The organism is Novosphingobium sp. (assembly GCF_031417815.1).
In the GTDB taxonomy this organism is placed as follows: Bacteria; Pseudomonadota; Alphaproteobacteria; order Sphingomonadales; family Sphingomonadaceae; genus Novosphingobium.
On record NZ_JANOWI010000044.1, the window covers coordinates 16,976 to 40,309 of the forward strand.

Annotated in this window: 22 protein-coding genes; 13 read left to right on the top strand and 9 right to left on the bottom strand. The window is 63.8% G+C overall.

Going from position 1 to position 23,334, the window contains the following annotated elements:
- Positions 1 to 20 precede the first annotated feature (20 nt).
- From RMN99_RS11660 to RMN99_RS11680, 5 genes are all read left to right on the top strand, one after another.
- A complete protein-coding gene (locus tag RMN99_RS11660) occupies positions 21 to 1,370 on the top strand; it encodes a glutamine synthetase family protein (protein ID WP_309623487.1) in 1,350 nt (449 codons plus the stop codon).
- Between the two features lie 2 nt (positions 1,371 to 1,372).
- Positions 1,373 to 2,644, top strand: coding sequence for an FAD-binding oxidoreductase (locus RMN99_RS11665; protein WP_309623488.1), 1,272 nt, complete (start codon positions 1,373 to 1,375; stop codon positions 2,642 to 2,644).
- Positions 2,641 to 3,987: an aspartate aminotransferase family protein gene (locus tag RMN99_RS11670; RefSeq protein ID WP_309623489.1), complete on the top strand. Its 1,347-nt coding sequence runs from the start codon at positions 2,641 to 2,643 to the stop codon at positions 3,985 to 3,987. The genes RMN99_RS11665 and RMN99_RS11670 overlap by 4 nt, the downstream gene beginning before the upstream one ends.
- Before the next feature lie 6 nt (positions 3,988 to 3,993).
- Positions 3,994 to 5,376, top strand: coding sequence for a glutamine synthetase family protein (locus tag RMN99_RS11675; RefSeq protein WP_309623490.1), 1,383 nt, complete (start codon positions 3,994 to 3,996; stop codon positions 5,374 to 5,376).
- Positions 5,377 to 5,627: 251 nt separating this feature from the next.
- Entirely contained in the window at positions 5,628 to 6,455 is an 828-nt protein-coding gene (locus RMN99_RS11680; RefSeq protein WP_309623491.1) for a hypothetical protein, read from the top strand.
- A 12-nt stretch (positions 6,456 to 6,467) separates the two neighbouring features.
- On the opposite strand, the gene RMN99_RS11685 is transcribed toward RMN99_RS11680, so the two are convergent.
- Positions 6,468 to 7,364 carry a LysR family transcriptional regulator gene (locus RMN99_RS11685; protein WP_309623492.1) on the bottom strand — a complete coding sequence of 299 codons (897 nt, stop codon included), beginning with the start codon at positions 7,362 to 7,364 and terminating at the stop codon, positions 6,468 to 6,470.
- 150 nt (positions 7,365 to 7,514) lie between these two features.
- Between RMN99_RS11685 and RMN99_RS11690 the strand changes: the two genes are divergently transcribed.
- The 8 genes from RMN99_RS11690 (at position 7,515) to RMN99_RS11725 (ending at position 16,043) form a co-directional block, all read left to right on the top strand.
- Positions 7,515 to 8,627: a spermidine/putrescine ABC transporter substrate-binding protein gene (locus RMN99_RS11690; RefSeq protein WP_309623493.1), complete on the top strand. Its 1,113-nt coding sequence runs from the start codon at positions 7,515 to 7,517 to the stop codon at positions 8,625 to 8,627.
- Positions 8,628 to 8,645: 18 nt separating this feature from the next.
- Positions 8,646 to 9,551 carry an ABC transporter permease gene (locus tag RMN99_RS11695; protein WP_309623494.1) on the top strand — a complete coding sequence of 302 codons (906 nt, stop codon included), beginning with the start codon at positions 8,646 to 8,648 and terminating at the stop codon, positions 9,549 to 9,551.
- Positions 9,551 to 10,393 (top strand): ABC transporter permease, encoded by an 843-nt coding sequence (locus RMN99_RS11700; protein ID WP_309623495.1) that lies wholly within the window; start codon positions 9,551 to 9,553, stop codon positions 10,391 to 10,393. Before RMN99_RS11695 ends, RMN99_RS11700 begins: the two co-directional genes overlap by 1 nt.
- Position 10,394: 1 nt before the next feature.
- Positions 10,395 to 11,531, top strand: coding sequence for an ABC transporter ATP-binding protein (locus tag RMN99_RS11705; protein WP_309623496.1), 1,137 nt, complete (start codon positions 10,395 to 10,397; stop codon positions 11,529 to 11,531).
- Between the two features lie 20 nt (positions 11,532 to 11,551).
- Positions 11,552 to 12,982 carry a gamma-aminobutyraldehyde dehydrogenase gene (locus tag RMN99_RS11710; protein WP_309623497.1) on the top strand — a complete coding sequence of 477 codons (1,431 nt, stop codon included), beginning with the start codon at positions 11,552 to 11,554 and terminating at the stop codon, positions 12,980 to 12,982.
- Positions 12,983 to 13,172: 190 nt separating this feature from the next.
- Entirely contained in the window at positions 13,173 to 13,916 is a 744-nt protein-coding gene (locus RMN99_RS11715; RefSeq protein WP_309623498.1) for a gamma-glutamyl-gamma-aminobutyrate hydrolase family protein, read from the top strand.
- A gap of 170 nt (positions 13,917 to 14,086) precedes the next feature.
- Complete coding sequence (locus RMN99_RS11720) at positions 14,087 to 15,466, top strand: aspartate aminotransferase family protein (protein WP_309623499.1); 1,380 nt, start codon at positions 14,087 to 14,089, stop codon at positions 15,464 to 15,466.
- 148 nt (positions 15,467 to 15,614) lie between these two features.
- Positions 15,615 to 16,043, top strand: coding sequence for a hypothetical protein (locus tag RMN99_RS11725; protein ID WP_309623500.1), 429 nt, complete (start codon positions 15,615 to 15,617; stop codon positions 16,041 to 16,043).
- Between the two features lie 83 nt (positions 16,044 to 16,126).
- Here RMN99_RS11725 and RMN99_RS11730 read toward each other — a convergent pair whose 3' ends face one another.
- From RMN99_RS11730 to RMN99_RS11765, 8 genes are read right to left on the bottom strand one after another with little or no spacing between them, the layout of a single operon-like run.
- Positions 16,127 to 17,209 (bottom strand): hypothetical protein, encoded by a 1,083-nt coding sequence (locus RMN99_RS11730; RefSeq protein WP_309623501.1) that lies wholly within the window; start codon positions 17,207 to 17,209, stop codon positions 16,127 to 16,129.
- 2 nt (positions 17,210 to 17,211) lie between these two features.
- Positions 17,212 to 19,680 carry a fimbria/pilus outer membrane usher protein gene (locus tag RMN99_RS11735; RefSeq protein ID WP_309623502.1) on the bottom strand — a complete coding sequence of 823 codons (2,469 nt, stop codon included), beginning with the start codon at positions 19,678 to 19,680 and terminating at the stop codon, positions 17,212 to 17,214.
- A gap of 33 nt (positions 19,681 to 19,713) precedes the next feature.
- Positions 19,714 to 20,463: a fimbria/pilus periplasmic chaperone gene (locus tag RMN99_RS11740; RefSeq protein ID WP_309623503.1), complete on the bottom strand. Its 750-nt coding sequence runs from the start codon at positions 20,461 to 20,463 to the stop codon at positions 19,714 to 19,716.
- Positions 20,464 to 20,492: 29 nt separating this feature from the next.
- Positions 20,493 to 21,056 (bottom strand): hypothetical protein, encoded by a 564-nt coding sequence (locus tag RMN99_RS11745; RefSeq protein ID WP_309623504.1) that lies wholly within the window; start codon positions 21,054 to 21,056, stop codon positions 20,493 to 20,495.
- Entirely contained in the window at positions 21,056 to 21,643 is a 588-nt protein-coding gene (locus RMN99_RS11750) for a hypothetical protein (protein ID WP_309623505.1), read from the bottom strand. The genes RMN99_RS11745 and RMN99_RS11750 overlap by 1 nt, the downstream gene beginning before the upstream one ends.
- A gap of 2 nt (positions 21,644 to 21,645) precedes the next feature.
- Positions 21,646 to 22,203: a hypothetical protein gene (locus RMN99_RS11755; RefSeq protein ID WP_309623506.1), complete on the bottom strand. Its 558-nt coding sequence runs from the start codon at positions 22,201 to 22,203 to the stop codon at positions 21,646 to 21,648.
- Between the two features lie 8 nt (positions 22,204 to 22,211).
- Complete coding sequence (locus RMN99_RS11760; protein ID WP_309623507.1) at positions 22,212 to 22,781, bottom strand: hypothetical protein; 570 nt, start codon at positions 22,779 to 22,781, stop codon at positions 22,212 to 22,214.
- A 29-nt stretch (positions 22,782 to 22,810) separates the two neighbouring features.
- Entirely contained in the window at positions 22,811 to 23,323 is a 513-nt protein-coding gene (locus tag RMN99_RS11765; protein ID WP_309623508.1) for a hypothetical protein, read from the bottom strand.
- Positions 23,324 to 23,334 lie beyond the last annotated feature (11 nt).

Consider the following 23,334-nt stretch of genomic DNA (forward strand, 5'->3'; position numbering starts at 1 on the left):
CCTGTGAAACGAGACATCCAATGACTACCGACATCGCCAGCTGGATCAAGGAGCGCGGGATCAGCGAGGTGGAATGCATCGTCCCCGACATGAACGGGATTCAGCGCGGCAAAGTGCTGCCCGCGGCCAAATTCGTCAAGTCGCTGGCCGACAGGACCCTGCGCATCCCCGGCAGTGTGTTCATCGTTACCGTTACCGGCGGCTACCCGGAAGATGTCCAGCACATCGTGCCCGATTTTGATCCCGACGTGTTCCTGGTCCCTGATCCTTCGACCCTGCGCGAGGCCCCGGGATACAAGACGCCGACTGCTTATGTGATCTGCGATGCCTATAACGCAGCGGGCAAGCCGATCGAGATCGCCCCGCGCGAAATCCTCAAGAAGGTCCTGGCACTCTATGCCGCCAAGGGCTGGCAACCGGTGATCGCGCCCGAGGCAGAATTCTACCTCGTCACCAAGAACCTTGACGCCGATTTCCCGCTGACCCCGCCGCCGGGCCGTTCGGGCCGCGCCGAAACCGCCAGCGAGGCCTTCGGGCTCGAGGCGCTGAGCGAATACGAAGACATCATCGAGCAGATCTATGACTGGTGCGAGAAGGCCGAGCTCAACATCGACACGATGATCCACGAAGCCGGTGCGGCGCAGCTGGAAGTCAACTTCATCCACGGCGATCCGCTGGCGCTGGCCGATCAGGTGCTGCTGTTCAAGCGGATCGTGCGGCAAGTGGCGCTGGAGCACGGGGTCTATGCCACCTTCATGGCCAAGCCGATGGCCGATCAGCCCGGCAGCGCGATGCACATTCACCAATCGGTGCTGGGCATCGAGAACGGGCGGAACGTGTTTTCGGCCCTCAATGGCAAGGAAACCGCGCTGTTCCGCAGCCATGTGGCCGGGCTGGTCCGGCTGATGCCGCAGATCCTCCCGCTGATGGCCCCCAACGTCAATTCGTTCCGCCGGATGCGCCCCGATACGGCCGCGCCGATCAATGTCCATTGGGGCAACGACAACCGCAGCTGCGGGTTCCGCGTGCCGGTTTCCGATGCCAAGGACCGCCGGGTTGAAAACCGCCTGGCGGGCGCAGACGCCAACCCTTATCTGGCGATCGCAGCTTCGCTGATCTGCGGTTACATCGGCATGGTTGAGCGGATGGTCCCGCCCAAGATGCTGGAAGGCAACGCCTATAACCGCGCCCGCACCCTGCCGCGCACGCTCGAAGCTTCGCTTGACCGGTTCTATCAGTGCAAGCCGGTCAAAAGCTTGCTGGGTGAAGATTTCTTCGAGATTTTCTGGGCGATCAAGGACGCCGAGCTTTACGCCTACCAGTCGGTCATCTCCTCGTGGGAACGCGAACACCTGTTGCTCAAGGTCTAGTCTTGCAGCCGCACGCCCCGTCCTATTACGCCGCCAGCGCCAACCCGTTCCCCGCCCAGCCCCGTCTGGCAGGAGCGGAAAGTGCCGACGTGGTGGTGGTCGGCGGCGGCTTCACCGGGCTGTCGGCCGCGCTGCATGCGGCCGAGGCAGGCTATTCGGTGGTGCTGCTCGAAGCCAGACGCATCGGTTGGGGGGCATCGGGGCGCAGCGGCGGACAGATGATCCCGGGGCTGCGTTGGGGGGTAAAAGATCTGGTGCGCGAACTGGGTCGCAGCCGCGCCGCCGAACTGGTGACGCTGGCCAACAGCGCGGGCGCGATGGTGCGCGGCCGGATCGAACGCCACGCCATCGCCTGCGATCTGCGCCGCGGACACTTTACCGCCGCGGCAAAGCCCAAGCACCTTGACGCGATGCGCGGCGAGCTGGCGCTGCTGCAGGATCTGGTCGGCTACACCTGTGCCGCGATCGTCAGCCGGGCCGATCAGTCTGATTTCGTCGGCAGTGACATCTATCACGGCGGGCTGATCGACATGAACGGCGGGCACCTGCACCCGCTCAACTACGCGCTCGGCCTGGCGAACGCGGCGCTCGCCGCCGGGGTGCGGATATTCGAAGACAGCGCGGTCGCGGATGTCGATCATGGCACCCCGGTGCGCGCCCGCACGGAAAGTGGCAGCGTAACCGCGCGCCACGCGGTGCTGGCGGCCGATAGCTGGATGGGCGATCTGGAGCCGCGCTTTGCCGCCATGACCATGCCGGTGATCAATTACAACGTGGCCACTGCGCCGCTGGACAAAGCGCTGGCGCGCAGCCTGATGCCCAGCGGCGCAGCGGTGGCCGACAGCCGGTTCGTGCTCAACTACTATCGGCTCAGCGCTGACAACCGGCTGATTTTTGGCGGGGGCGAGAAGTATTCGCCGCGCCCGCCCGCCGATATCGGCAGCTTTGTGCGGCCCTATCTGGAGCAGGTCTTCCCCCAGCTCAAGGGTGTGGCCATCGACCATGTCTGGGGCGGAACGGTGGGGGTAACGCTCAACCGGCTGCCGCTGTTCGGGCGGATCGGCAACAGCTTCTATGCCCACGGCTGGTCGGGCCACGGGGTGCTGCTGACCACCTTGGCCGGCGACCTTATCGCCCGGGCCATGCGCGGATCGGCCGAACAGTTTGACCTGTTTGCGCAGCTGCCGCGGCGGGCCTTTCCAGGCGGAACCTTGCTGCGCCAGCCGCTCTATGTGGCGGGCATGCTCTACTATGCATTGCGGGACCGGCTGTGATCACGGCCGCCGCCATAGCCCGGATGATCGCCGCCGAAACCGAACGGTTCAGCGCCGCCAATCCCCGCTCGGCCGCGCTGGCCAAAGCGGCGGCGCGGCATTGGCACGGCGGCGTGCCGTTCCACTGGATGCTAGATTGGGGCACGCCCTTCGCGCTGTTCGCCGACCGGGCCGAGGGGGCGGAATTGTGGGACGCTGACGGGCACCGCTACGACGATTTCTGCCTCGGCGATACTGGATCGATGTTCGGCCATTCGCCGCCGCCGGTTGCTGCCGCGCTGACCCGGCAGGCGTCGCGCGGCCTGACCTATATGCTCCCCACCGAAGATGCGGTGGTGGTGGCAGACGAACTGGCGGCGCGCTTCAAGCTGCCGTTCTGGCAAGTCACCTCCAGCGCCAGCGAGGCCAACCGCGCGGTAATCCGCTGGTGCCGCGGGATCACCGGGCGCGACAAAGTGCTGGTTTTCAACGGCTGTTATCACGGTGCGGTCGATGATGTGTTCGTCGACCTGCGCGATGGCGTGCCCGAACTGCGCGGCAGCCTGATCGGCCAGGTGTACGACATGCGCGAACATACCGTGGTGATCGAATTCAACGATCTGCCCGCGCTGGAAGCGGCGCTGGCCAAAGGCGATGTCGCCTGCGTTCTGGCCGAACCGGCGATGACCAATGCCGGCATGGTCCTGCCCCAGCCGGGCTATCTGGAAGCACTGCGCGAGGCTTGCACCCGTCACGGCAGCCTGCTGGTGTGGGACGAAACGCACACGATAAGCTCCGGTTACGGCGGGTATAGCGCCACCTTTGGTCCGCTGGGCGATCTGTTCGTGCTGGGCAAGCCGGTGGCAGGCGGGATCCCCTGCGCGGTCTATGGCTTCAGCGCCAAGGTTGCCGCGCGGATGGAGCAGCTGCGGGCGGTGGGCGAGAAAGGCCATTCGGGGATCGGCACTACGCTTTCGGCCAATGCCCTCGCGCTTGCCGCGATGCGCGCCTGCCTGACCGAGGTGATGACCCCGGCCGCCTATGCCCACATGCTGCCGCTGGCCGAAAGTCTTGCGGCCAAGATCAGGGCGGTGATCGCGGCCAATGGGCTCGATTGGCACGTCGCCCATATCGGTGCGCGCGGCGAATTCATCTGTGCTTCCGCCCCCGCACAAAACGGCACCGAGGCCCGCGCGAAAATGCACGGGGCGCTTGAACACGCGCTGCACCTGTTCCTGATCAACCGCGGCGTCCTGATCGCGCCGTTCCACACCATGACCCTGGTCAGCCCTGCCACAACAGCAACGCAGGTTGACCGATTGGCCGAAGTGCTCGACCAATGTCTCAAGACCCTGAGGGAATAGCCGCATATGCCTGCCATCAGTTCCAACAAGCGCGCGCTGGCGCAGGAAGCCGAAGACTTCTTTGCCGCCAATCCCGATGTGGACGCGATCGATATCATCTTCACCAACATGTGCGGCGTGCCGCGCGGCAAGCGGCTGCGTGCACATGAGGTCAAGGCGGTCTACCAGTCCGGCCGGTTCCTGCCCGGATCGGTGCTGGTGGTCGATATCACCGGGCGCGATTGCGAGGAGACGGGGCTCGTCTGGGAAGACGGCGATGCGGACCGGTATGTCTATCCGGTCCCTGGCACGCTGGTGCCCGCACCGTGGCTGGGCCCCAATGCCGCGCAGTTCCTGACCAGCTTTTATGAACTGGACGGCACCCCCAACGATCTCGATCCGCGCCATGTGCTGGGCGCGGTGATCGATGGGCTGGCCGAACAGGGCCTGACCCCGGTGGTCGCGGTCGAGCTTGAATTCTATCTGTGCGATATGGAAGACGGCCGTCCGGTGCCGGCCCGCGGCCAGCTGACCGATCACCGCTCGGCCGACATCCAGGTCTATGGCCTGCGCGAAATGGAAGACCTCAAGCCGTTCTTCGACGAGCTGTACGAGGCTTGCGATGCGCAGGACATTCCGCTGGAAAGCGGGATCTCGGAATATGCCCCGGGCCAGTTCGAATTTACCCTGCGCCACAAGCCCGATGCGCTGCGCGCAACAGACGATGCCATCATGTACAAACGGCTGGTCAAGGGCGTAGCGGTGAAGCACGGCATGGAAGCCACCTTCATGGCCAAGCCGTTTGCCGAAACCGCCGGTTCGGGCATGCACCTGCACATCTCGATGAACGACAAAGATGGCAACAACGCCTTTGCCAGTGATAATCCCGAAGGCACACCGCTGTTGCGCCACGCGATCGGCGGCATGAAGTCCATGCTCGCGGAATCGATGGCGATCTTTGCCCCCAACGCCAATTCGTTCCGCCGCTTCAAGGCCAATTCCTATGCGCCCGTTGCAGCCACCTGGGGGGTCAACAACCGCACCGTCAGCTTGCGGATCCCGGCGGGCTCGCCCGCCTCGCGCCATGTCGAGCACCGCATCTGCGGGGCCGATGCCAACCCCTATCTCGCCATGGCCGCAGTGCTGGCCGCGCAGCTCCACGGGATCAGGAACCAGATCGATCCCGGCCCGCCGGTGGTCGGCAACGGCTATGAAGCCGAAGGCGCGGATATCCGCTTGCCCAATCACTGGGCGGCGGCGATCGAGGCGTTTGAGACATCCGTGCTTATGCAGGACTATCTCGGCGTGCGCTTCGTGCAGCACTACGCGACCGTCAAAGGGGTAGAGATGGCGCGCTTCATGGCCGAGGTGACCGAGCTCGACTATGCGTGGTACTTGCGCAACGCGTGAAGCTGCCCGGCGCGCGAAAAATTTGAACTTCCGCCACAACGCCAATCGACAAAACGCAATCGCAGGGTAAAGTATCCCTGCACTGGTACTGCACTCGGGTTGGGTCTGGCGGGATTCTGCCGGACCGGAAGCATTAGGCTTCAACCCGCTGGCAGCCAGGTCTGGGCTGGCAGAATCGCACCGGGTCGCACTGGAACGCATCGTCATACCGGCTGGTCCGGCTGTGGCCTGATGCCTGGCTGGAGCGCCCTTTGGATTTAAGTTCTCAAAATGGAACGGCTGCCGGGCCGAGTTATGTGATCAAGGGTGAAGAGCTGCCGGCGCTGCCGTTTCTCAATCCCGCACATCCCAAACCGGTAACGCTGGAATGGATCAACCGCGGCACCGACCAGAAGCTCAAACCGTCGACTGTGCGGATGCTGCTGCGCACCGCCGACAGCCCCGGCGCTTCGGACAGCGTCCTGCGTCAGCATGAGGCAATGGGGCTGCGCGCGACTTTTGCGAGCGAAACCGATCGCAGCGCTTTCGCCACGGCCTTTACCAGCGCGGTGGCCCACGAAGCGATCAGCAACGGCAACCGCGAGGCCGCCTTTTTCGCCACCAAGGATACCGCAGACGCCGCGATCCTCGAACTCGTTGCCGGCGGGATCGACCCGGCCGCAATCAGCGCGCTGGCACGCAGCGACACCGGCGAACTGATCCGCGGACACAGCCGTCTGCGCGTTGCTTCGGCTACTGCGGGCGGCGGGCTGGCCGGCGCGCTGCTTGGCATGGTGCTGCTGACCATTCCCGGGATCGGCGCGGTCGCCGCGTTCGGTTCGATTGCCGGGATCATCGGCGCGACCGGCGGGGCGCTCGCGGTCATGCTCAGCGATATCGATGTCGATGGCCGCGATCCGTTCGAGATCGAACGGAAACTGACCGCGGGCAAGACCTTCGTGGCGGTGGCCATTGCCCCCGTATCCGGCCCGAAAGCGTTTGTGCGCAAAGTGCTCGACAAGAACGGTGGTTCGAAGGTCCGACTTGGCCCGGTGCTGTACCAGACCGCCCCGCATTTCGAGCAGATGCTGCGGATCTGAAGCGCCCGCCGATCAACGCCGGTGCTGGTGGACCGTTTCCATAAACAGGGTGGCGGCTTCGCTGTGCCGGTTGAGCCGCCGCCAGGCCATGCCGATATCGACCGTGGGCAAGTCCTCACGCGTGCGCTTGGCCACGATCCGGTCACCATCCAGGCTCCACGGGCGATAGACCAGATCGGGCAGCAGGGTGATCCCTGCCCCGGTTCCGACCAGGCTGCGCACCCCTTCCATGCTGCTGGTTCGCCAGGCCACGCGCGGCGGGTGATCGAACTTGCTCCAGATCCCGTCGATCAGCCCTTCCAGCTCATCGAGCTGCAAGGCAACCACCGGCTCGTTCTCTAGATCGGCCAGCGTCAGCCCGTCGACATCGGACAGCGGATGGCTGGGGGCTAGCCAGGCCCGGCATTCGCTGCGCAGCAGCACCTCGTGATCGATCGCGCTCCGTTCCTCAAGGTTTGAGACGATCAGCAGCGCCAGATCAAGTTCGCCGCCGACCAGCATGTGTTCGATATAACTCCGTTTGTCCTCGACCAGCGTGATCTCGATCTTGGGGAACAGCTTGCGGAAGCGCGACAGCAGATCGGTGAGGAAATAGCCGGTCACCACCGGGGTCACGCCGATCCGCACTGCCCCCTCGGTCGTCTCGCCCTCGCGCCCGACCCCGCCGGCCAGATCGGCAATGGCGCCGATGATCGAGCGGGCGTGGCGCAGGAACTGGTGTCCTTCGCGCGTCAGCGTCACCCCCTTGGCATGGCGGTGGAACAGCGTGACCCCGGTTTCCAGTTCAAGCGTGCGGATCGCGTCGGTCACCGCGCTTTGCGAAATGCCGACCGCGCTTGACCCGCCCGAAACCGAGCGCGCCTCGGCCACGGCGATAAAATAGCGGATCTGGCGGAATGTAATGTTCATCGGTTTTTTCGATACCTATCGCTTCGTATAATCGACTGGTCCCCAGCGCAAGAGCGGTCATGCTGCATAACAGGCAATGCTTGGCTTTCCCGGTGCCTGCGCTAGCATCGCCGCTTCGGGACATTCACAACCAAGCCAAAGGGTGGTCAGATGAGCGGTATCGACAATCTGCAGGGTATGAAACTGGGTCGGCGCGGGTTGCTGCAAACGCTGGGCGTTGCTGCAATCGGGATCAGCTTCGGCGGGCTGGCTGCCTGCAGCAAGGGCGAGAGCGGCGGCAAGGCGGCGGCCGGTGAAGAGCCCAAGCTCAACTTCTACAACTGGGACACCTATATCGGTGAAACCACGCTGGCCGATTTCAAGGCGAGCAGCGGTGTCGATGTGAAGATGGACCTGTTCGATTCGAACGATGTGCTGTTCGCCAAGTTCAAGGCCGGCAACCCCGGCTACGATGTGATCGTGCCGTCGAACGACTTTGTCGAGCGGATGGCCAAGGCGGGCATGCTGATGCCGCTTGACCATGCCCAGATCCCCAACCTGAAGAACGTGGATCCAACCTTCATCGATGTTGCCTATGACAAGGGGCGCAAGCATTCGATGCCCTATACCTGGCTGTCACTTGGGATCGGCTATCGCAAGAGCAAGGTGAAAGCCCGGCCCGACAGCTGGAAAGTGCTGTTCGACAGTGCCGAATATTCGGGCCGGATTGCGCTGCTGTCGGAAGCCGGCGACCTGTTCCGGCTTTACGCCAAGTATCTCGGCAAGTCGGTCAACGCCCTGACCCCAGCCGACGTCAAGACCATCGAAGCGATGCTAATCAAGCAGAAGCCGCACGTCAAAAAGTTCCACTCCGATGACGGGCAGGATCTGCTGGCCAAGGGCGATGTCGATCTGGTGCTGGAATACAACGGCGATATCGCGCAGCTGATGCAGGAAGACGATGATATCGATTTCGTCATCCCCAAGGAAGGCAGCCAACTCAATTCGGACAACCTGTGCATCCCGGCGGGCGCCAAGCATCCCGGCAACGCGCATGCCTTCATCAACAACCTGCTCGATGCTGAGGTGGGTAAAAAGATCACCGAAACGATCCTTTACCCCACGCCAAACGCCGCAGCGAAGGCGCTGATGCCCGCTGCCTACAAGAACAACCCGGTGATCTTCCCCCCGGCCGACATTCTGGCCAAGTGCGAATATGCGGCCTTCAATCCCGAACTGCAGCCGCTCTACGAAGAAGCGATGACCCGCGTTAACGCCGCTTGAGCGGGAGCGAACGGGGTCATGGCTGAACAGGACTGGCGCACGCACAAGCAGGGCTTTCTGGCTGCGTCGCTCGCGCCAGTCGGCTGGACGCTGCTGTTTTTCATCGTCCCGATGGGAATTGTGTGGGCCTACAGCTTTGGCCGCAATGCCGGGCTGACCGAGATCGATCTGGTCGGCACGCTCGACAATTACCAACGCGCGACCGAGTGGCTCTACCTGACGATCTTCGCCAAAAGCCTGGTGGTGGCATCGCTGGTCACGGTGATCTGCCTGATCATCGGGTTCCCGGTGGCGATGGCGATCACCTTTGCCAGCGACAAGTGGCGGCCGTGGCTGCTGCTGGGCATCATGCTGCCGTTCTGGACCAACCTGCTGATCCGCACCTATGCGCTGATGATGCTGCTCGGCACGCAAGGCTATGCCAATAAGAGCCTGGGGGCGTTGTGGGGCGGGGCAAGCTGGCTGAAAACGCTGGTCGGACTGGAACCGCTGCCGACCTGGGAGCCGCTGCAGCTGCTGTTCAACAATTTCGCGGTGGTCTTCGGGCTGGTCTATGTCCACTTACCGTTCATGGTCCTGCCGCTCTATTCGGCGCTGGACCGGCTCGATCGCAGCCTGATCGAGGCCAGCCTTGATCTGGGCGCGGGCCATTTCCGCACGATCATGCGGATCGTGGTGCCGCTGGCCATGCCGGGGATCATTGCCGGGGTGATGATCACGCTGATCCCCGCGCTGGGCGCTTACCTGACGCCCGATCTGATGGGCGGCACCGACAGCCAGATGATCGCCAATGTGATCGAACGCCAGTTCAAGCGCGCCAACGACTGGCCGTTCGGTGCGGCGCTGTCGTTCATGCTTATCTATGCGATGTTCGCGCTGATCGCGCTGCAGGGTCTGCGCAAGAAGAAGGTCGGGGTGCACTGATGGCGCTGTTTGCCCGCACGCACCACGCCCCGCTCGATTATACCCGCACCTGGTGGCTGCGTTCGTGGGTCACCGCGGTGATGGTGTTCCTCTATGCCCCGCTGCTGGTGCTGATGATCTTCAGCTTCAACGACAGCAAGCGCAACGTGGTGTGGCGCGGCTTCACCACCAAGTATTACGAGAAGGCCTGGAACGATTCCACGCTGGTCGAAGCGCTGGGCAATTCGCTGACCATCGCCGCGCTGTCGACGCTGTTCAGCCTGGTGCTGGGCACTTTGGCCGCGATCATGCTGTGGCGGTTCCGCTTTCCGCTGAAAAGCGCGGTCGACGGGGTGATGAGCCTGCCGATCATCGTCCCCGAAATCTGTCTGGGCGTCGGGTTCCTGATCTTCTTCGCCGCGGCCGACTGGCCCACCGGAATGCCCTGGCCGTTCAGCCTTTCGGCCATCACGATCGCCCATATCACCTTCAGCTTCCCGTTTGTCACCATGGTCGTCCGCTCTCGCCTGGCCAGCTTCAACACCGAACAGGAGGAGGCCGCGAAGGACCTTGGCGCCAGCGAATGGCAGGCGTTCCGCGATGTGCTGCTGCCGCATATCCGCCCGGCCCTGATCGCCGGCGCGCTGCTCGCCTTCACGCTCAGCCTTGATGACTTTGTGATCACCTTTTTCACCGCCGGGCCCGATACGATCACTTTCCCGGTCAAGGTCTATTCGATGGTCCGTTTCTCGGTCAGCCCGGTGGTCAATGCGGCCTCGACCGTGCTGATCCTTCTGACGGTGGTGCTGACCGCCGTCGCGCTCAAGTTCCAGGGCATCAAAGCGATTTCCGAAAGCCACTGACATGACCCAGCCCGTGCAGCCCATCATTTCAATCCGCAACGTCACCAAGCGGTTCCCCGGCTCGCCGGTGGCGGCGGTCGACAATGTCAGCCTTGATATCCTGCCGGGCGAGTTTTTCGTGCTGCTGGGCCCATCGGGCTGCGGCAAGACCACGCTGCTGCGGATGATCGCCGGGTTCGAAGTGCCGACTTCGGGCCATATCCTGATCGACGGGCAGGACATGGTAGCGGTGCCGCCCAACAAACGCCCGGTGAACATGGTGTTCCAGTCCTATGCGGTATTCCCGCACATGACCGTGGCGCAGAATGTCGGCTATGGTCTCAGGATTGCAGGCACTGGCGGCGATGAAATCAAGAGCCGCGTGGCCGAAGCGCTTGAACTGGTGAAGCTCGACGGGCTTGATGCGCGCCGTCCCGATCAGCTTTCGGGCGGGCAGCGCCAGCGTGTCGCACTCGCCCGCAGCCTGGTCATGCGTCCCAAGGTGCTGCTGCTTGATGAACCACTCTCCGCACTCGACGCCAAATTACGCGCGCAGATGCAGTTCGAACTCAGCGATCTGCAGGACGAGGTCGGGATCACTTTCGTCACCGTCACCCACGATCAGGACGAAGCGCTGTCGATGGCCGGCCGGATCGCGGTGATGAACAAGGGCGAGGTGGCGCAGCTGGCCACGCCGTCCGACCTCTATGAATATCCAGCCAACCGCTTTGTCGCCGATTTCGTAGGGTCGGTGAACCTGTTCGAAGGCAAGCTGACGCTCGACGAGGCGGACCGCGCCGCGATCGATTGTCCGGGGCTGGGCCGGGTCTATCTGAACCACGGCGTCACCGGGCCGCACGGGGCCGATGTGTGGGTCGCGGTTCGGCCCGAGAAAATCTACCTCCACGTTCCCGGCGAAGGCAAGGCGGTGCGCGCCGCCGCGCAGGATGCGCCCGATGGGCACAATTTCGCCCGCGGGCAGATCAAGGGGATGAGCTATCTGGGCGATATCACCCTGTTTGAAATCAAGCTCGATTCGGGCGCGATGCTGCGCGTTTCGCGGCCCAACCTGTCGCGCCACGATCAGGAGGATTTCACCTGGGATGACCGCGTTTCCATGCACTGGCGGGCTGATAGCCCGGTAGTCTTGCTGAGCTGAAAAGGACAAAGCGGCCAGCCATGGGACAGCCGAAGGGCCAATTTATTGCCGGACAGGCACTGCTGGGCGATGAGGCCGGGGAGGCGGTGTTCAACCCCGCCACCGGCGCGCAGATCGCCGACGTGGCCAGCGCCAGCCGCGCCCAGGTCGACGCTGCCGTCGCCGCCGCCGATGCGGGCTTCGCGCAGTGGTCGCGCATGCCGCCTAAAGAACGGGCACTGCGGATGCTGCGAATCGCCCAGCGGATCGAAGAGCTGGCGGATGAATTCGCGGCGCTCGAATCGCTCAATTGCGGCAAACCGATCGCCACCGCCAAAGCGGTTGATGTCGGCAATACGGTGGATGTGTTCCGCTTCTTTGCCGGGGCTGCGCGCACCATTCCGGGGATTCCGGCGGGCGAATACCGCAGCGGTTTCACTTCGATGCTGCGGCGCGATCCGTTGGGCGTCTGTGTGGGAATTGCGCCGTGGAATTACCCGCTGATGATGGCCAGCTGGAAGATCGCCCCGGTGATCGCCGCAGGCAATGCCGTGGTCTTGAAGCCCAGCGAGCACACTCCGCTCAGCGCGCTGCGGCTGGCCGAAGTCTGCGCCGAATTCCTGCCCGAAGGGGTGGTCAACGTGGTTACCGGCAACGGCCAGAGCGTTGGCGCAAGGCTGGTGGCGCACCCCAAGGTGCGGATGGTTTCGCTGACCGGCGATGTCTCTACCGGCCGCAAGATCCTTGAAGCCGTGGCCCCGACGATCAAGCGCACCCATTTCGAACTGGGCGGCAAGGCGCCGGTGATCGTGCTGGCCGATGCCGATCTGCCCGCCGCGGTCGAAGCGATTGCCGAGGGCGGCTATTACAACGCCGGACAGGATTGTACCGCGGCTTGCCGGGTCTATGCCCACGCCGCGCTCTACGATCGGCTGGTGGCCGATCTGCAGAGCGCGGTGGAAGCGATCCGGATCGGCGATCCCGCCGCACCCGGCACGCAGCTGGGTCCGCTGATCACCGCGCGCCAGCGCGACCGGGTCGACGGCTTCGTCGCCCGCGCGGCGGCCGATACCCCAGCCGAAGTGGTGACCGGCGGCTATGCCCCCGAAGGCCCCGGGTTCTATTACGCCCCCACCCTGATCGCCGGCGCGCGCCACTTGGACGAGATCGTCCAGAAGGAAGTGTTCGGCCCTGTGGTTTCGGTCACCCGCTTTGCCGAGGACGAGCAGGCGCTGGCCTGGGCCAATGATTGCGAATACGGCCTCGCCTCGTCAGTCTGGACCCGCGATGTCGGCAAGGCCGCGCGGTTTGCCGCCAGCCTCGAATACGGGGTCACCTGGATCAACACCCATTCGGTCAACGTCGCCGAAATGCCGCACGGCGGGGTGAAAAGCTCGGGCTATGGCTCGGACCTGTCGGTCTATAGCCTTGAGCATTACATGACCACGCGCCACGTGATGATGAAGCACTAGCGATGACCCACGCCCTATACTCACCTTCCCGTCACCCTGAACTTGTTTCAGGGCCCATTGTGCCAGTGGCCCGAAGTGCTGTCAGGCAGCGACCCCTCGTGGTTTGGTTTGGCACGGCGGCTGCCGGGCCAGACGATGGATGGACCCTGAAACAAGTTCAGGGTGACGGGTCTGGTTGGGTGGGTTGGCGATGAGCGCATCATCCCGCCCCGTCCTTGGCATTATCGCCTGCCAGCGCACCGTTGGCACCGAACCGGCGCAAGCGGTGATGGAGCGCTATGTCCGCGCGGCGATGCGCCATGCCGATGTTGCGGCCTTGCTGATCCCCTCGCTGCCCGACCTGATGCGCGCCGCCGAAGTCGCCGGGCGGCTCGACGGTGTGCTGCTGACCGGCAGCCCGTCCAATCTTGAGGGCCGCCGCTACAACGATGAAAGCGGCGAAGGCCCGTTCGATCCCGGCCGTGATGAGATCGCGCTGGGCATGGTTGAGGCGATGATCGGACGGCAGCGCCCGGTGTTCGGGATCTGCCGGGGCTTGCAAGAAATCAACGTGGCGTTGGGCGGGACGCTGCGCCGCGATACCAGTGCCAGTGCAGACCTGATCGCGCATCATGCCCCCGATGACGCCGGGTTCGCAGAGATGTTCGATCATCTCCATCCCGTTGCGCTAAGCGAAGGCGGGGTGTTGGCAAAAACATTCGGTAAGGCCGATCTGACGGTCAATTCAGTCCACTTTCAAGGCGTCGGTCAGCTTGCACCGCAACTGACAATCGAGGCGACCGCCCCCGACGGCCTGATCGAAGGCTACTCCGCCCGGATCGAGGGCGCACCGGTGGTGGCGGTGCAATGGCACCCCGAATGGGACGCCGATACCAACGCGGATAGCGCTGCCTTCTTCCAATTACTAGGCCGTGCTATGCGGGGTCAGTCATGAACAACTGCATCACCCGCTATAACCGATATCAGGCGCGCATCGGCTTTTCGCCCTGACCTCCTGTTGAATCACGCGGGGGGGCGGAGGAGAGGAGTAAGAAGCTCCGCTATCTGTCCTGCCATTCCGCGTCTCCGCGCCATCGCGTGAATCTGCTCAACAAGGAACCAGATATGCCCCGCAATTACGATATCGCCGAACTCCGCCGCCTTGATGTGGCCCACCACTTGCCCGCCCAGGCCGATTGGCAAGAACTTGAAAACATCGGCGGCAGCCGCATCGTGACGCACGCCGAAGGCTGCTATATCCACGATGGCGACGGCAACCGCATCCTTGATGGGATGGCCGGGCTGTGGTGTGTCAATGTCGGCTACGGCCGCGAAGAGCTGGTCGAAGTGGCGGCCGAGCAGATGCGCGAGCTGCCCTATTACAATACCTTCTTCAAGACCGCGACGCCGCCCGCGGTGCTGCTGGCGCACAAGATCGCGAGCCTCACGCAGAACCGCCTGCCGCACGTGTTCTTCAACACCTCGGGCAGCGAAGCCAACGACACCATTTTCCGGCTGGTCCGCCAGTACTGGAAGCTGAAGGGCGAGCCGGCCCGCAAGGTCTTCATCAGCCGCTGGAATGCCTATCATGGCTCGACCGTGGCGGGGGTTTCGCTCGGCGGCATGAAGGCGATGCACCCGATCGGCGATCTGCCGATCCCGGGGGTCGAACATGTCCGCCAGCCCTATTGGTTCGGCGAAGGCTTTGGCGAGGATCCGGCCGAATTCGGCAGCGCCTGCGCCGCGGCGATCGAGGAGCGGATCCTTGAAGTCGGTCCCGAAAACGTCGCCGCCTTCATTGGCGAGCCGGTCCAGGGCGCGGGCGGGGTGATCATCCCGCCAGCCAATTACTGGCCGCAGGTCGAGGCCATCTGCCGCAAGTACGGCATCCTCCTGATCTGCGACGAAGTGATCAATGGATTCGGCCGCACTGGCAACATGTGGGGCCATGAAAGCGTTGGGGTCTCGCCCGATATCATCGCCATGGCCAAGGGCCTGTCGAGCGGATACCTGCCGATCTCCGCCGTCGCGGTCTCGGCCGAGATCATCGCGGTGATGAAGACCGGCGGCGATTTCGTCCACGGCTTTACCTATTCGGGTCACCCGGTTTGCGCTGCCGTGGCGCTGCGCAATATCGAGATCATGGAGCGCGAAGGACTGATCGAGAAAGTCCGCAGCGAAACCGGACCATACCTTGCGGGGGCGCTGCAGCGGCTGGCCGATCATCCGCTGGTCGGCGAAGTGCGCTCGATCGGCCTGCTCGGCGCGGTGGAAGTGGTCTCCAACAAGGGCACCAACCAGCGTTGGGGCGGCAAGGAAGGCAATGCCGGGCCGGTAGTGCGCGATCGCTGCATCGCGAACGGGTTGATGGTGCGCGGGATCCGCGATACCATCGTGATGTGTCCGCCGCTGATCATCACGCCGGCGCAGATCGACGAAATGGTAGGAATAATTTCACGGGCTCTCGACGAGGCGCAGCCCGTGCTCGAGGCCCTGCATAACTGAGGCAAAGCGCAGGCCTTGCGGCAACAGCCTGCCTGGCAAGCGGCAGAACCGCGGCAGTTTTCCTAAGCTGCGGTTAACCCTCTCGGGTCACCGCGCATTGAGGTTAGCACCATATTGAGCATCTCGACGATATTCGGGAGGCCAAGAAATGACGCTCACCAAGACTGCCCTGGTTGCCGCCGGGCTTTTTGCCACCATCGCCCCTGCCGGGGCCTTCGCGCCATCGGTCGATGTCGGCTCGGCGCAATATGCGATCGGGATCGTCGGCTATGTGCCGGTAATCTGCCGCGCCAATGTCGATGCCAGCGCCGTTGCCCCGGTCGCCGGAGTGACTTCGCTCGGCATGCTCAAGGAATTCTGCAACAGCCCGTCGGGCTACCGCGTGATTGCCGACTATTCGCCGGGCCTGGCCGCCGCCAAACTGATCATCGATGGCCAGGTGGTGGCGCTGGGCGAGAGCGGTTCGACCGTGATCTCGCAGTCGGAAAACGCCGCGATCGCCAACCATACGCTGGCGATCGAACTGCCGCAAGACGGCCAGGTCGGCAATATCAGTTTCCGGATCGAACCGCGCTAAACACGCCGGCGCACCTTTCCGAACTGCCAAACGGCCCGCTCCCTTGCCGGGGGCGGGCCGCTTCGTTTTTGCCGATCGCAGCCTTACAGCGATGCGCAGAGATTGACCCCGGGGTCACTGTAGATCAGCGGCGTCACCGTAATGGTCAGAACATCGCTGTACGTCGGGGACGGATTTTTGCCCGAACCCCCTTCGAGGAGAGTAGCCCGGATCGGCAGGACATTACCGGTCGTTGCCAATGTCGCGGGCTTGCAGCTCTTGGTTATCGCGATGCTGGTTGGCGCGGGATTGGTCGTCGAATTGACGTTCTCTCCCAGGAACCGCAGCTGGTACGCAATCTTATCACCCGGAACTGCCGCGCCCGGCTTGTATAGCTGGAACCCGTTCTGCGATGCCAGGGTCACCGAATAGGCCCCCGAACTTTGCACGAAGACATAGTTGCTGGGGCTGGTCAGCTTGGGCGTGCCCGCCAGCGAGCCGGTGGTGACATTACCGATCTCGCCAAAATCGAGCGCCGTTCCGGCGTAATAGGTGCGCAGCGCGCTGAGCACGGTGACCGGGAAGGTCACTGCATTGGCGCGGCTCCCGGTCTGGGTCTGGCCATTGAGCTGGCCGCCCTGGATGTTGCAGGAAAACGAAGCGTCGAAGGCCAGGCTCTGCATCGCGTTGAGCTGCAGGTTCGGCGGCAGCACGACCTGGAAGGTCACGGCCACGGTATCCGAACCGGCGTTATTGCCGGTGAAGCTGATCTTGGCGAAACGGTTCCCGGCGCTGGGCATCGTGTTGATCGGCAGCATGGTGGGTTCCTGTCCGCCCGCCGGGTAAAAGATGTTGAGCCCGGCGCCATCTAGCGCCGCCTGACCCGATACCGACAGCGGGATCAGCTGAATCCCGGCAGCATTGGCGCCGGTCGCGAGGTTGGGCTTGAGGAAGAAGTTGAGCACGCTCGTGGTCCCGCCGCCTTGCGGATTGATGCGCGAGATGTTCATCACGATATTGTTGCTGGAGAACCCGTTTGGATTGAACGGATCATAGACCAGTGGCGCGGCTGACGCGCTGATCCCACTGAGCCCGCAGGCGGTCTGCGCCTGTGCTGCCGAAGACCAGCCGAGCATGATTGCCATGAGGCCAAGCAGGGCGCTTTTGAGTGTGGAAATTTTGAGCATCGTCACTGATCCTTCGCCGGCGTGATGTCCCCCAGGCGCAGGACGCCTTGGGTTTCACCCGGAATGGTAATAACATAAACCGATTTCTTGGAATCGAGCATTTCAAGCCGCCATTGTCCCGGAGCGAGACCGGCGGCGCCGAAACGGCCTTGGCGGTTGGTGAACAGCGTCACCGGCGGCCGTTCGGGATGGGCCAGTTCAGTTGCCTTGCCCGAAACCAGCGCCACCGGCAGGCCATCGACATCGAGCATCGTGCCCAGCGCCGTCACATGGTAATCCGAACCGACTTCAAGCAGATAGCCGCTGCGATAGCGCGGGAACAGCTTGAACGAACCCTGCCCGATATCGACCCCGGCAGGGGCGTTCTCGACATCGACGGTGACCGTCCGTTCCGAATAGGACGACAGGCTGGGCATGGTCGCCAGGCCCATCTTGCCGGTTTCGGCGACATCGCCAAACGGGCTTGGCTCGACGATGACATTGGTGCCGCGCAGGCTGGCATGCGGGCGGACAATCGCGAAACTGTCATAGATCGGCCGCCCGATCGCGACCTCGCCCCCTGCCACGGCGATCGAGGTGCCAAAGCGGAAGCTGGTGCGCTGGCTGGTGCTATCGCCAAAATCGCCGCCAAAGGTGCCGAAGTGACTGACGCCAAGTTCAGCACGGTTGGAGAAATAGTTGGCGTTGAAGGCGATATTCGATCCGAAATCGGACCGTTCGACATCAGCCGTCACGTTGTAGCTGCCCACCCCGCTGCCATGCAGTGTTTGGTAGGACGCCCGTGCGCGGTTGCTGCGGGTATCGTATTCACTGCGCACGCTGGAGGTGCGACCCAGCCGCACGGTCAGCGTCAGGAAGCCGCTGACCTCGTCGCCGTTGGCGTCTTCGCTATAGCGTGCCTCGGCGGTCAGCGTGGCATTCGAGGAAATGCGCCAGCCGGCCAGCACCGCGTAATTGTGCACATCGGGGTTGGCATCGCGCCCGCGCGAGAACCGCGCGTTGGCACCCATATAATAGTTCGAATTGAACGCATGGGTATAGCCGCCGCCCAGTTCGTAATCGTACTGGTTGTCTGCAAGGAAGAAGGTGACCGGGGCGAACTTGCGGCTGCGGGTTTCGGCAAACAGGTTGAAACTGTCGGCCTGGCCATCGGAGTGCTGCAGCAAGCGCTGGAAGGTCGCCTGCAAGGCATAGCCATCGCCGTAACCCTGGGTGTGGCTGAACGCGGCCTGGGTTCCGATCGTGCCGATCGGTGTTCCGAAGACCGCTTCGACGCCGGCCATCTGAACCTGATCGTCGGCCTGGAAATTAGCGCCAAGGGTAAACGAGTCGCTGATCCCGCGGCGGTAGAAGCCCGAGGTAATCCAGTTGTCCGAATAGACCGGTCCGTGCAGCCCGAGCGGCGATTTGACCCCGGCATAGAGGCCAAATTCGCTCAAGCCTTTGCCCAGCTGGGTCTGGTCGAGGAACAGGTTGAAACGCAGCACTTCGGTGCGGCCGGTATCATCCAGCACGTTGAGGCGGATGTCATTGCCGCCCTGCGCAAAAGGAAAATCGCGCAAGTTGTAGCTGCCGGGGCCAAGCTGGATCCGGCGCACTTGTTGCCCGTTGACATAGACTTCGACGGTCGATTGCCGGGCCAGCGTGAAGTTGCGATCACCGCGCGGGCGGATGATCTGCTGCGGGCTGAGCACCGAATAGGACCGGTAGATCGAAATCCCGGCAATGTCGGGCGCCGACTGGAAGCCGCGGCCCTGCGTATCAAGATCGCCCAGCGTGAAGCGGATCAGCGCATCGGTATCGTCATAGACATAGCGCGTTCCGAGCCGCTGAAAATCGGCCCCGCTGCTGCCGGGCGACCAGATCGCATCATTCTCGATCACCGCGCCCTTGAGGTTCACTGCGCTGTTGAGCAGGAACACCGGGTTCTGGAACCCGTCGACCGGGCCGTCTTCGTAAAGATCGACCGAGCCGCGAATGTTGAGATAGGCGCTGACATCAACCGGGCGGACATAGGTGCCAAGCGACTTCTGATCGAGCGCGGCGACCGAAACCGCGCGCGAGGCACGCCTTTCGACCGGAATGTCAAAACGCAGCTCAAGCGTGCGCGGATCGTAGCTGACCGTAATCCCGACCACCGCGAAATCGCCGGGCGAAACTGCGGCCTTGCCCGCGAAGGCGTTGGTCAGTCCGGTCAGCACATCGGGCGCGAGGATCTGTTCGAGCAGCTGCAGCGCGCGATCGGTCGGGAAGCTCAGCGAATCGTCGGCGCCGATCGTCAACGGCATATCGCCAAGATAGGCGGCGCCGTCCTTTGCCGGAACGGTCAGCACGATGGTCCGCCCGGTCGGGTTGAGCCGTTCAGACCGCGCCGCCGGTGCATCAGGCTGATCGCTGCTGGCCGCCGCAGCCGCATCGCTTGCAGCATAGGCCGGTGCCGCCACCAGCCCGGCAAGGCTGGCACCGATCATCAGCCCGATATGTCTACCCCCTGTCGCCATGGCTTAGTTCTCGAGCGAGAAGCTCGCCTCCACGGTTCCTTCGGCGCTGGGCAGTTCCAGCGGCACGGTAACCCGGCGGGTTTGCCCGCCGCCGATCAGGCCAAAGCCCATGGTCTGCTGGATTTCAGCCGCCGACAGCGTGCGGCTGAACACCTGCGCGCCCGACTTGTCCTTTTCGACAACCCGGATGCGGCCGTTCGACAGGTAGCCATGCGCCGGGCTTTCATTGGTAATGGTCAGCACGGCCAGCGGCTTGCCATCAGCCGACTTGCCGATTTCGGCGCCCTGGACCATGATCTTGGGCTTCACTCCGCCCGGCGCGACGCTGATCAGCACCTGGAAGTTGTAAAGGATCTGGATCGCCGACTGGCCTTCGGGCAGCTTGATCGGCAGCTGCGCCACGGTGACGTAATAGTGCTTCGATTTGGCCAGTGCCGGATCGCCGACATATTGCACGCGGAAGGTCTGGGTCTGGCCCGGCTCGATGATTGCTTGCGGCGGGAAGACCAGTAGATCGCCCGGGTCAACCCCGGTCTGCCTGACCCCGTCAGTGCCCAGCTCCAGCTCCTGCACCGTCAGTTCGACCGGCAGCGGCGTGGCGAAAGTGTTTTCGACCGTGATCGTCTGGCTCATGTCGCGGCCCGCGGTCTGCAGGTCGATCACGACCGGCTGGACCGTCATGGCATCAGCCGCCTGGGCCGGAACCAGCGCGGCGAAAAACATGGTTAACGCATATTTGAAATGACTTTTCACTTGGGTCTCCTCCCGCACCAGCGGGTCCTCTAATTGGCTGGCCGGATTTCCACGACAACGGCGTCGCGATAGGCCCCGGCAACCAGCGGCGCGGTGCCCCTGGGAACTTCGATATCGACCGTCACATCACCTTTGGCCGGCTGCGGCCAGGCAAAGGCGGCAGTGCGGCTGGTGCCATCGATCCGCGCGGTCTGGTTCTGCCAGGTGACGGCCACGCCGTAGACCTGGCTTTCGGCAAAGCCCCCTGCGGCGCGGCCATTGGCCCCGTCGCGGGTCAGCGCACCGTTGTAGCTGCGCACGCTGATCGAATGCGAGGTGTTGCAGACCACCGGCAGGCTAAGCTCGATCGACGAGCCGAGCGTGGCGGCTGTATTGGGATCGACCAGCACGGGGATCACCACGGTGCCGCCAGCGGGCCCGCCATCCTGAAAGGTGGCGTTGACCTGGCGGCCCGGGCGCGCTGCCCCGGCGACGCAGCCAACCTGGGCAGCGCCGACCAGCTCGAGCCGCTGGGTCCCGCGGCTAAGCTCCTGCGCCTGGGCGGGCGCGGCCACCGCAGCAGCGGCGACGATCATCAGGGACAGTACGCGCATCAGCGGGGCTCCAGAAAAATGCGCACGGTGTCGACATAGGTGCCGGCCACCAGGGGCGCGCGGGTTTCGACATTCGAGGCGCCATCCTCGATCCGGATCCGCAATGAGAATTCGCCGGCAACCGGATCATTGATCACGATCACCTGCTGGCTGGTGCTGCGCACTTTGGCATCGGCGGAGAACTGCGTATTGACCGGTCCCCAGCTGATGTCGGCGGTATAGGGCACGGCATAGGCGAAGCCTTGCGGGCGATCGCTGACCCGGCCATCGACCGGCCACATCCCGTTATTCTGCGATTCGATCCGTACCGAATGGGGGAAATTGCAAACCGCATCGAAGCTGATCGTCGCACTGGCCGCGCGCACGCTGAGCGTCGAGGGGTCGGTGAACTGGATGATCCGCAGCGTATCGCCATCAAGCCCGGCGATATTGTTGAGCCCGCCCGGGGTGATCGTTCCCTGCTGCAGCGAGCAGAGCTGCGGAACCCGGCCGGTAACTGGCAGGTTCTGCGCGTTGGGGGTGCTTTGCGCCAGGGCAGGGCTGGCAAAAGCCGCCCCGGCCAGAACAACGAGTGTGAGTGCGCGCATGATCAATTTACCGCCGCGATGGTGACGGTGACGAGCCCGCGATAGTCGCCATCGGCAACCAGACGCAGGTTCTGACCGCCGGTTGTGGCAAAGCCCGAAATTGCCACCGTGACATCACCCGAAAAAGAGGTCGGGCGGGACTGGGTGGCGGCGGTATTGCTAGCCGCTGCGGTTTGATAGCTGGCCGGAGTAACGGTCCAGCCGCTCGCGGTAGCGGTATAATCGACCCGGCGGGCAAAGCCGCTGGGCGGAGTGGCGGTGAAGTTCTGCGCTTCAAGCGGGGTCGCCGAAACGGTGATGGTGCTGCGTCCGGTGCAGAACGATCCGACCAGCACCTGCGCCGGCGCCGACAGATCGCTGCGCAACTGACCGCTGGTAGTATCGATCAACACGCCAAGATCATAGCTGCCGGTGCCGCTGAGCGTGCCGGCAAAGCACATCACCGGCGCGGTGCCGACTATGTTGACCGTCTTGGTATCGGTATCGCGCGATTGCGCCTGGGCCGAAACCGGCAGGGCCAGTGCGGCGAGAGCGATCAGGGTGATCAGGCTGCGTGTCATAGCGGGCCTCAATTTGCCACTGCGGCAGGACCGAGCGTGATAACCACGGTCCCGCTGTAGTTGCCGGCAACGAGGAAACCGTCGCCGGGGGTGGTGAAATTCGAAAGCGTCAGGGTAATATCGGCCCGGCTTGGCAAGGGCTGGATCGCGCCCGACCCGCTGGTCGTGGCATTGCTGCCATCGCGCAGCGCGGCACTGGTGGCCGCGCTTGCCCCGCCCGACCAGCCACTGGCGGTCGCGGTGTAGTTGACCGCGCGGGTAAAGCCGGCCTGCGGCGCCGCCGGATCGCCCACGATCAGCGCGGTTGCCCGCACCGTCAGGACCGAGCCGGCAAAGTTGCAGTGGCTTGCGGGAAGCAGCACGGTGCGGTTGGCAATGGTTGCCACGCGCCCGGTCCGCGGACCCGAAGCCGCCGAAAGCTGGCCCAGATTGACGGTAGCCGGATCGGGATCGCCCAGGATGCAGACCGGCGCAACGCGCCCGTCTACCCCGACATTGCCTTCAGCCACGGTCTGCGCCGATGCCAGGCTTGGCACCGCTGCGATCGCGAGGGCAAAAAGGGATAAAGTCTGCTTCATGGAGTGGATCCCGATCCTGTGCATTGGCTCTAGAGCGCCGGAGTCAACGTGACCTTCACGTTGCCCGTGTAGGCCCCAGCCACCATGATCCCGCCCGTCGGCGACGCCGCCGCCGAGAGCAGCACGGTGATATCGCCGCTGAACAAGCCAACCGTGGCAGCCGCACCGGCACCGGCAGTCAGACTCGAATCCGAGGCCGGAACGCTGTTGACGGTCGCCTGCGCGGTGTAATCGACCCGGTTATCGAACCCGGTCATCGCCGCCGTGCCGGTGGTCAGCTGGGTGGTGGTGACAGTCATGGTCGAGGCCGCGCCGTTGCACCAGCCGCTCAGCGTGGCGGTGCGCCCGTTGACCTTGGCGGCATCAAGCTTGCCATTGCTGGTCAGCGACAGTTCGCCCAGCGAGATGGTGGCGTTGGGCAGGGTGAACAGGCAACGGGTCGCAACCGAACCGTCGATGTCTACCCGGCCTTCGACCTGGGCCAGGGCCGGGCTGGCCACCGCAAGGGCGGGCAGCGCGGCGAGAATGAGAAGCTTACGCATGGGTTTAACCT

What these genes read in the sequence shown, in the direction of transcription:
- RMN99_RS11710 (WP_309623497.1), top strand. Translation starts at nt 11,552, where the DNA reads ATGGGACAGCCGAAGGGCCAATTTATTGCCGGACAGGCACTGCTGGGC.
- RMN99_RS11715 (WP_309623498.1), top strand. Translation starts at nt 13,173, where the DNA reads ATGAGCGCATCATCCCGCCCCGTCCTTGGCATTATCGCCTGCCAGCGC.
- RMN99_RS11695 (WP_309623494.1), top strand. Translation starts at nt 8,646, where the DNA reads ATGGCTGAACAGGACTGGCGCACGCACAAGCAGGGCTTTCTGGCTGCG.
- RMN99_RS11685 (WP_309623492.1), bottom strand. Translation starts at nt 7,364, where the DNA reads ATGAACATTACATTCCGCCAGATCCGCTATTTTATCGCCGTGGCCGAG.
- RMN99_RS11745 (WP_309623504.1), bottom strand. Translation starts at nt 21,056, where the DNA reads ATGCGCGTACTGTCCCTGATGATCGTCGCCGCTGCTGCGGTGGCCGCG.
- RMN99_RS11660 (WP_309623487.1), top strand. Translation starts at nt 21, where the DNA reads ATGACTACCGACATCGCCAGCTGGATCAAGGAGCGCGGGATCAGCGAG.
- RMN99_RS11730 (WP_309623501.1), bottom strand. Translation starts at nt 17,209, where the DNA reads ATGCTCAAAATTTCCACACTCAAAAGCGCCCTGCTTGGCCTCATGGCA.
- RMN99_RS11700 (WP_309623495.1), top strand. Translation starts at nt 9,551, where the DNA reads ATGGCGCTGTTTGCCCGCACGCACCACGCCCCGCTCGATTATACCCGC.
- RMN99_RS11735 (WP_309623502.1), bottom strand. Translation starts at nt 19,680, where the DNA reads ATGATCGGTGCCAGCCTTGCCGGGCTGGTGGCGGCACCGGCCTATGCT.
- RMN99_RS11725 (WP_309623500.1), top strand. Translation starts at nt 15,615, where the DNA reads ATGACGCTCACCAAGACTGCCCTGGTTGCCGCCGGGCTTTTTGCCACC.
- RMN99_RS11720 (WP_309623499.1), top strand. Translation starts at nt 14,087, where the DNA reads ATGCCCCGCAATTACGATATCGCCGAACTCCGCCGCCTTGATGTGGCC.
- RMN99_RS11675 (WP_309623490.1), top strand. Translation starts at nt 3,994, where the DNA reads ATGCCTGCCATCAGTTCCAACAAGCGCGCGCTGGCGCAGGAAGCCGAA.
- RMN99_RS11755 (WP_309623506.1), bottom strand. Translation starts at nt 22,203, where the DNA reads ATGACACGCAGCCTGATCACCCTGATCGCTCTCGCCGCACTGGCCCTG.
- RMN99_RS11750 (WP_309623505.1), bottom strand. Translation starts at nt 21,643, where the DNA reads ATGCGCGCACTCACACTCGTTGTTCTGGCCGGGGCGGCTTTTGCCAGC.
- RMN99_RS11705 (WP_309623496.1), top strand. Translation starts at nt 10,395, where the DNA reads ATGACCCAGCCCGTGCAGCCCATCATTTCAATCCGCAACGTCACCAAG.
- RMN99_RS11760 (WP_309623507.1), bottom strand. Translation starts at nt 22,781, where the DNA reads ATGAAGCAGACTTTATCCCTTTTTGCCCTCGCGATCGCAGCGGTGCCA.
- RMN99_RS11765 (WP_309623508.1), bottom strand. Translation starts at nt 23,323, where the DNA reads ATGCGTAAGCTTCTCATTCTCGCCGCGCTGCCCGCCCTTGCGGTGGCC.
- RMN99_RS11690 (WP_309623493.1), top strand. Translation starts at nt 7,515, where the DNA reads ATGAGCGGTATCGACAATCTGCAGGGTATGAAACTGGGTCGGCGCGGG.